A 572-nucleotide genomic window follows, 5' to 3' on the forward strand; every position below is an offset into this window, starting at 1 on the left:
AGACGTGCAAATATTGAGTATTGTTGCTTAAAACGTCAACTGTTTTTGCGGATAAAAAAAACGCTCTCGTGAGAGAGCGTTGGAACATCACAAGACGTGAAGTAAGTGCAAGATGATTATTTGATTTGTTGCTTTAGGAACTCACCAAGCTCGGAGTGGTGCATGATTTTTGAAACTGGAAGAATGGTTTCTGCAGGCCCCCAAGCGAATACGTTCACTGGTGTATGAGTGTGCGTGCCTGTTCCCCATACCGTGTTTTGTTTGGTCGCTTGTTCGCGAGCGAGCAAGTTACCGCGGTCGTTGTATGGGAAGAACGCATCAAAGTCGTTAATTGTTGGTACCGTTTCTACTTCTAGGTACGAGTGGCCAGCAACTCGGTATGGGTTTGGTTTGCTTGCTAGTACATGAGCGGCTTGCTCAGGTGTGATAGAAAAATCGCTGTTGGCATTCACCACTTCAGCTAGCTTTTCTGGTGTTTGCTGTGCTTTATCTAGCGCTTCAAACTCGCTGATCATGCCGTAGTAGCTTTTCTTCTGGTTGTATAAACCATCTAGGATTTCAAACTTTCCGAA

1 pseudogene is annotated in these 572 nt (G+C 44.9%); it reads right to left on the bottom strand.

Annotated elements, in window-relative coordinates:
• Window positions 1-116 precede the first annotated feature (116 nt).
• Window positions 117-572: pseudogene (locus R8N47_RS27165) on the bottom strand (alkaline phosphatase); the annotation flags it as partial.

The organism is Vibrio sp. 2132-1, assembly GCF_033344315.1.